Genomic DNA, 7478 nt, shown 5'->3' on the forward strand with positions numbered 1-7478 from the left:
GGTCTAACAGGATCGGGAACGTCGGCGAAGGCCAAAGGGCTGCATGAGCAGGTGGCAAATGAAGAAAATTCGATTTAGCAAGGTGCCAACTATGCGATTCTGCGGCAGGCTCACTCAGGCGAAAAAACGGATCAAAGTGCTGAAGAAAATATTGGAGCGTCGATGCCGTTGAGAATTGTCTGCGGATCATGAACACACCCAACATAACTCTACAGGAAAAGCAGGTTGCATTTCGATACGAGGCTGACTTGCTTGGCAGCATCCAGCAAGCGCTTACAGGCTTGCACGGCTTCGACGTAATGGCGTTGGAGATCATTCAGAGCGGAGACGACGTTTACGTCGATCTGAGTTCCGACAGCTTTGCGCATCGCTGTCTTGAAACGAAAGGTAAGAGATTGGAAATGGACAGTGCATGTTCCAAAAGGCCATTTGATGAGACTGGTTACAAGGCAATCGCTATTGATGACCGCTTTATTCACGATTTTGTCGATTTTTCCGAATTGGGAGCACCCTTGCAAAGCACTTCACATGGGCAGCCCTTTGTCACGGGCCATCGGCCTTTCATGACAACGATCACCGCCTGATGTCCACCCTTGCCTGGATCGACTTTGACCAGACCGACCGTGACCGCGCGCGCCGGATCATGGACCTATTCGGGGTCGAGGACTCACGCGATGAACTCGGCCTTGGCTCGATCCGCGATGCCCTGTCGGATCTGATGTTCCCGGGGACCAGCACGATCCAGACGCGGCTGCGCTACATGCTGTTCGTGCCCTGGCTTTACCGGATGGTGGCAAAGTCCGGCGGGCGGCCCGATCAGGCGCGGCAGATGGAGATTCAGCTGATCACCTCGCTGTTGCGAGGAGGTGAGACGGAAAACGTCATTGGGTCCGAGGCGCGCGACGGCCTGAAGCGATTACCAAGTGATGTATACTGGGCGGGCCTTCTGGCGCTGGGCATCCGCACCTCGCCCGGCAGCCGGGCCGAGATGCTGGCGGCGCGGGACGCCTCAGGCCTTTGGTCGCCCGGCCTGCCAGCTGCACCGGAGGCTTTGCTGGACGAGGCGAGTTTTCGCCTGACGCCGGAGGAAGGCAGCTTCCTGCGCGACCGTCTGGCCGTCTCGGCTCGCGAGAGCCTTTTCAACGAACTCGCGCAATCGGGCGATCGGGCGGGTTCTGAGGCGATCTGGCTCCACCCGATGCGTGCGAACTGGAGCGCGCGCAATCGCGGCGTCGTCGATCAGACCGAACGCTTTGCCCGTGTGATGAACGGTGCATCCTTGCTTTACAACCTGATGCTGGCCGAACGCGCCGCCGCGATGCAGGGGACAGAGCATGGCCGCTGGCACGATCTTGCCGCGGCCTACCGCGCCCGTTTGGGCGTTTGGCAGGCAGAAGACCCGGACCGTCTGGCCGCAGGCTGGAGCCTTGCAGGGCTTTGGGCGCAGACCCCTGAGACAATCCACCGCGTGGCACCACAGACCACGGCCTTCGTCACCGAATGGGCGGCTATCACGCAGCGCGGAGATAATGTCGCTGATGATCCGGACGCCCGCGCGCTGATCCTGCGGCGGGAAACCCGCCTGAAGGGACCAAAGGCGCGGCTGACGAACGATGCGGCGCTGGCGCGCTGGGGCGGGGCCTCGGGGGCTGGCGTGCTGAACTTTCGCTGGACCGTTGTGCAGCGCCATCTGCGGGACCTAGCCGATGCCGTCTGACAGCCCGCTAGACCCTGAAAACCGCGCGCTCTATGGCGAAATCCTGCGAGCCCCGCCGGGGTATGAGGTCGATATGGCGCTGGCTACGACCTATTCGCTGGATTTTGAAACCGCGCTGGTGATCCCGGCGACTATGGCCTTTCAGGCGGCCGAAAGCCGGGCGCAGGTGCTCGACACGCCGCTTGCGCTGCTGGACGGGCTGGAGCGGCTGGCCGAAAGGGTGGCGATCTTTTGCGAGGCCGGGCGCATCGCCGCTCAACCCCGCGCGGCGAACCGCCTGACCGCGCTGCTGGAAGACACGGTGACCGAGGTGCTTGCCCCGCAAGGCGGTGCGTTTCACCCCAAAATCTGGGTGCTGCGGTTTGTCCCCCTGAGCGGCGTAGGTCCCATTCGCTTGCGTCTTGCCATCTTGTCGCGAAACCTCACAACGGACCGCAGCTGGGACCTGTCACTGTCGCTGGACGGCGAAGTGACCGAGGTCGCACAGGCTGATAACGCGCCCATCTCGGCCCTCCTTCGCGCCCTGCCTGGGCTGGCGCGGGGCCGCCCGACGCCCGCGCGCAATCGCAAGATCGCCGAGGCGCTGGCCCGCGATCTGGATCATGCAGTCTGGACTTTGCCAGAAGGTGCGCGGCGCCTGCGCTTTGCCGTCAACGGGCTGGGGCAGCCACCGTTCCGGCCACGCGTCGGCAATGCGCAGGGCATTGTCTCCCCTTTCCTGTCGGCAGAGGCGCTGATCCAGCTGACAAAGGGCCTCGCCCCCACCGACTGCTGGCTGCTGAGCCGGGCCGAGGAACTGGCGCAGATGCCGCCCGAGGTGCTGGCACGGTTCGGACAGGTATTGGTGCTGGACGATCTGGCAGAAACCGAGGACGGGGAAGAAGCCGAGGCCGCTTCCGCCGCGCTTGGCCTGCATGCCAAGGTCTTTGTGACCGAACGCTACCCTCGACCGGAATCGACGACAGACCTGACGGTCGGATCGGGTAACGCCACAGCGGCCGCCCTTCTGAGAAGCAGCAATGTCGAGGTATTTGCCACGCTGTCGGGCCCGTCCCGCAGGATGGGCTGGGTGGCCGATCACATCGCGCCGGAACGGCTGGGACGGTTTCTACGGCCGTGGCAACCACCGGCCACGGCACCCGCCCCCGATCCGGCCGTGGCGGCCGAGGCGCGCCTTGACGCGGTACGCAAGGCGCTGGCGGCGGCCGACCTGACCCTGCGCTGCGCCCCTGAAGAGGAGAACCGGATTAGCCTGACCCTGACGGCGCGCAGCAAGATGGCCCTGCCCGACGGCCTCCGGGCCGAGATTTGGCCGCTGACGCTTGGCCCGAACCATGCCCTCACCCTCACGGCCCCGCTCGGGCGCACCGGCCTGCACCTTGGCCAGTTTGCCCTTGCCGATGTGACGCGCTGGCTGGGGCTGCGGCTGACCGATCTGGAAACCGGGGCCGAGATGGTCTTTTCCCTTGGGACCACCCTGAAGGACCTGCCCGAGGCACGCACCGCCGAAATCCTGCGCAGCATCATCGAGAACCGCGAGGCGTTCCTGCGCTACATCCGCCTGCTTCTGGGTGATCCGCAGGCGGCGGCGCAGATCATCCTGCAAGGTGGCAAGGGTGGCTTCCTCGGCTTTGCAGGCTTTGCCGACGATGCACCGATCCTTGAGGATATGGTCCGGTCGCTCTCCGGCGACGGCCGCCGACTGCGCGACATCGAAAGGCTGATGACCCGGCTGGGCGATGCCAAGGGTGCGGATGGGGAATCGGTCATTCCGCCCCGGTTTGCTGCCCTGTGGGAGGTGGTCCGCAGCGTTCTACTGAGCGAGGTGCGCCGTGGCTCACCCCCGCTTTGATCCCGGCCCGGCACTGGCCCCCCTCAAGGCTTTCCAGCGCGCGACGGTAGATCACGTCTGCCGACGCCTGCTGACCAACGCCGACGCCACGCGTCAGTTTCTTGTGGCCGACGAGGTGGGCCTCGGCAAGACCATGGTCGCCCGCGGCGTGATCGCCCGCACGATCGAGGCGCTTTGGGACAAGGTGCCGAGGATCGACATCATCTATGTCTGTTCCAACGGCGCCATCGCCGCCCAGAACCTCGCCCGCCTGAACGTGATGGAGCGCGAGGCGAAAGTGCTGCCGACGCGGCTGACCCTTCTGCCCTTGGTGCTGGGCGGGGAAAACAGCCTGCGCCACAACAAGGTGAACTTCATCAGCCTGACGCCGGGCACAACCTTTGATCTGAAATCCTCGGGCGGCTGGGCACGCGAGCGGGCGCTGATCTTGCGGCTGCTGGATGGGCGCCTGGCTCACCCCAAAGGCGCGATCCGGCTGTTTCAGGGCTGGTCGGGCGAAACCGGCTGGGAGGGGGAGCGCGCGCGGGTCGCGACCCTGCCGGTGGACCGCGAAATTGCGGCCCGGTTTGAGGAGGCCGTCACGGCCAGCCCCGGCCTGATCACCCGGATCGATGATCTGTGTGCCGAGGTCGCGCGCCACCGGCAGATAGACGGCGACTTGCGCCACGCCTGCACCGCCCTTATCGGCGAATTACGAGGAATGCTGGCACAGGCCTCGGTTCAGTCCCTCGAACCCGATCTGATCATTCTCGACGAGTTTCAGCGCTTTCACGATCTTTTGCACGGCGACAGCGACGCGGCCGATCTGGCGCGCCAGTTGTTCAACCATACTGACAGCGCGGGGAACAGCGCCAAGACCTTGCTACTGTCAGCAACACCCTATCGCATGCTGACACTTGCGGGCGACGCACCGGAAGAAGGCGATCACCAACGCGATTTCCTCGACGTGCTGGAATTCCTCTTCGGTGCTGAAGAGGGCAAGCGCCGACGCGAAGAGATCGCCGTCGACATGCGCTGCTTTCGCCAAGCGATGCAGGTACTGCCCGCAGGTTTCGAGAACGCCAAAACCATCCGGCACGGGATCGAGGGCCAGCTGCGCCAGATCATCGCACGCACGGAACGCGTCTCAGAGACGGCAGACCGCGATGCCATGATCCGCGAGGTGCGTCACGAGCTTGACTTGACCGCGGGCGACCTGATCGAGGCGCGCGCCATCGCTGCGGTGGCCGCCGCGGCCGGGGCACCGGGCACCGTGGAATACTGGAAATCCTCGCCGTGGCTTTTGAACCTGATGCGCGGCTACAAGCTGGCCGACCTGCTGAAGGACCAGGCCAAGGCACCCTCGCCCGCCCTGCGCGCCGCCATGAAGGCGGCGATCCCTCTGCAGATCGAGCCGCAGGCGGTCGAACAGTACGCCGCGTTAAGCCCAGCCAACGGCCGCATGCGCAAGCTGTCAGAATTGGCCTTTGCCGAAGGCATGGCGCGCCGCCTATGGGTCGCTTCCTCGATGCCCTACTTTGGCAACAGCCAGCCGGTCAGCAAGATGCTGATCTTCTCGGAATGGACGATGGTGCCCGATGCGATCGCCGGGTTCATGTCCTATGAGGCCGAGCGGCAGATGGGGATGGGCAAGGGCCACGGCTATACCGATCCACCGACCACACGCCCCTTGCAGTACCGCCGCGCCCAAGGTCGCCTTGCGGGTCTGCGTGCGCTGCAACTTGTTATCCCCTCGCCCCGTCTGGCGGCGCTGGCCGATCCGCTGACCATGCTGCGCGAGGATGGCCCCTTTGCCGACCTCGATGCGATGCGTCGCGCCGCCGCGAAGAGATTACGCCCGCTTGCCCAAAACCTGACAGACCGCAGCACCGAGGCCGCGGAAGGCGGTTGGGACTGGAGCAGTGCTGCCGCCCTCGATATCGCGAACCCTGGCTTTGCGGATTGGCTGAGCAGCAGTACATTGCGGCAGGAGGGTGACGAGGAAGCCTGGCCCGATCATCTTGCCGAACTCGCTCAGGCAGCCGAACGGCCGATCGGCCGCGCAGACACAGAGCAAGTCCTTGCGCATCTTGTCGACGTGGCGCTGGGCAGCCCGGCAACCTGCGCGCTACGCGCGTTATCGCGCATCGCACCCGGTCTTTCGTTGGACGATCCCGCAATTCTTACCGCAGCCACGCATGTCGGGATGGCGTTCCGGACACTGTTCAACCAGCCGGAGTCGCAGGCGCTCCTGCGCGCCGAAGGCGATGTCTACTGGCGGGCCGTTCTGCGTCATGCGGCCGAGCATGACCTGCAGTCTGTCCTGGACGAATACACCCACGTGCTGTTCGAGGCCGAGGGACAGGTTGGCCATCCACCTGTCTCTGCAGTGCGCGTAATCGTCGAACGCATGGCCGAAGCGCTATCGCTGCGACCTGCCCAAATCGAACTGAACCACTATGCCTTGCAGCGTGGACGCATCGTGCAAACGCACCCGATCACCCTGCGCGGTCGTTTTGCAATGAGATTGTCGCAGAAGGGCGAGGATGAAACCGGCGTAAACCGGACCGGTCTTGTGCGCACAGCATTCAACTCCCCCTTCAAGCCGTTCGTCCTGGCGTCAACATCGGTCGGGCAGGAAGGGCTGGATTTCCATCCATACTGCCACCGCATCGTTCACTGGAACCTGCCGGGCAATCCAGTCGACATGGAGCAGCGCGAGGGCCGCGTCCACCGTTACAAAAACCATGCGGTCCGGCTGAACCTTGTAGCGGGGCATTTTCAAGATGCGCTGGAAGGTCAGGCAATCGATCCCTGGGCCAACATGTTCGACGCAGCGCATGCCGGAGCAAGGCGCACCGGCGATCTTGAACCGTTCTGGGTGATGGAGGGCCCGGTCAAGGTCGAACGGCACATTCTGTCGCTTCCGTTCAGCCGGGAGGAAACAAGGCTGTCCTGGCTGAATCGTTCGGTCGCACTTTACCGCCTGGCGTTCGGGCAACCTCGACAGGACGACCTTCTTGCTCTGCTTGATCAAGTTAGGGACGAGATCGCGCCCGAGAAGCTTGCGCAGTTGCAGATCAGCCTCCGTCCCGATTGAGCGCGGCGTTGCGCGTTTTTAGCGCGGTCGGCGTCCTGTTGGACTACTATCCGACTGGAATCGCTGCAGTTTTGGTTATTTTGTTGACCTATTGTTGACCTGGAATTTGTACAGCAAAAAGCCCCGCGTGATGCGAGGCGTAAAGCATTGTAAAGGTTTATAAATTTGGTTGCGGGAGTAGGATTTGAACCTACGACCTTCAGGTTATGAGCCTGACGAGCTACCGGGCTGCTCCACCCCGCGCCAATTCCGGCCCGGAACAATCAAGAATTGTAGGGGGCCACATCGTAGAGAGATATAAATGCTTCTTGCTAGGTTTGGCGGTGACCTACTCTCCCACGTCTTAAGACGCAGTACCATTGGCGCAACGGCACTTAACGGCCGAGTTCGGGATGGGATCGGGTGTTTTGCTCGTGCTATGACCACCAAACCGAGAAAGAAGCATAACAATCAACGCGTTATCCAAGATCGCTTTGACCAGTGAAGTCTGGCTTCTGCTGGATCAAATCAAGCCTATCGAGCAATTAGTACCGGTCAACTGAACGCCTCACAGCGCTTACATCTCCGGCCTATCGACGTGGTGGTCTTCCACGGCTCTCAAGGGATACCTGGTTTTGAGGGGGGCTTCCCGCTTAGATGCCTTCAGCGGTTATCCTGTCCGTTCATAGCTACCCAGCACTACCGTTGGCACGATAACTGGTCCACCAGTGGAACGTTCACCCCGGTCCTCTCGTACTAGGGGCAACTCCTCTCAAGTATCCTACACCCACGGCAGATAGGGACCGAACTGTCTCACGACGTTCTAAACCCAGCTCACGTACCTCTTTAAA

The 7478-nt window shown here is 62.8% G+C and carries 4 protein-coding genes, 1 tRNA gene and 2 rRNA genes; 4 read left to right on the forward strand and 3 right to left on the reverse strand.

Going from position 1 to position 7478, the window contains the following annotated elements; translation table 11 throughout:
* Positions 1-188: 188 nt before the first annotated feature.
* From WBB85_RS00525 to WBB85_RS00540, 4 genes are read left to right on the forward strand one after another with little or no spacing between them, the layout of a single operon-like run.
* On the forward strand, positions 189-584 hold the full coding sequence (locus WBB85_RS00525; protein ID WP_432636670.1) for a hypothetical protein: 396 nt from the start codon (positions 189-191) through the stop codon (positions 582-584).
* Positions 584-1717, forward strand: a complete 1134-nt coding sequence (locus WBB85_RS00530; RefSeq protein WP_432636671.1) for a DUF6361 family protein — start codon at positions 584-586, stop codon at positions 1715-1717. The genes WBB85_RS00525 and WBB85_RS00530 overlap by 1 nt, the downstream gene beginning before the upstream one ends.
* On the forward strand, positions 1707-3569 hold the full coding sequence (locus WBB85_RS00535) for a phospholipase D family protein (protein ID WP_432636672.1): 1863 nt from the start codon (positions 1707-1709) through the stop codon (positions 3567-3569). Before WBB85_RS00530 ends, WBB85_RS00535 begins: the two co-directional genes overlap by 11 nt.
* Entirely contained in the window at positions 3550-6648 is a 3099-nt protein-coding gene (locus tag WBB85_RS00540) for a helicase-related protein (protein WP_432636673.1), read from the forward strand. The genes WBB85_RS00535 and WBB85_RS00540 overlap by 20 nt, the downstream gene beginning before the upstream one ends.
* Before the next feature lie 166 nt (positions 6649-6814).
* Here the strand turns inward: WBB85_RS00540 and WBB85_RS00545 are convergent.
* The 3 genes from WBB85_RS00545 to WBB85_RS00555 all read right to left on the reverse strand — a co-directional run.
* A tRNA-Met gene (locus tag WBB85_RS00545) sits at positions 6815-6891 on the reverse strand.
* A 72-nt stretch (positions 6892-6963) separates the two neighbouring features.
* A 5S ribosomal RNA gene (gene rrf, locus WBB85_RS00550) occupies positions 6964-7078 on the reverse strand.
* 73 nt (positions 7079-7151) lie between these two features.
* A 23S ribosomal RNA gene (locus tag WBB85_RS00555) occupies positions 7152-7478 on the reverse strand; the annotation flags it as partial.

It is taken from the genome of Albidovulum sp. (assembly GCF_049646345.1).
In the GTDB taxonomy this organism is placed as follows: Bacteria; Pseudomonadota; Alphaproteobacteria; order Rhodobacterales; family Rhodobacteraceae; genus Albidovulum.

What these genes read in the sequence shown, in the direction of transcription:
- WBB85_RS00525 (WP_432636670.1), top strand. Translation starts at nt 189, where the DNA reads ATGAACACACCCAACATAACTCTACAGGAAAAGCAGGTTGCATTTCGA.
- WBB85_RS00530 (WP_432636671.1), top strand. Translation starts at nt 584, where the DNA reads ATGTCCACCCTTGCCTGGATCGACTTTGACCAGACCGACCGTGACCGC.
- WBB85_RS00535 (WP_432636672.1), top strand. Translation starts at nt 1,707, where the DNA reads ATGCCGTCTGACAGCCCGCTAGACCCTGAAAACCGCGCGCTCTATGGC.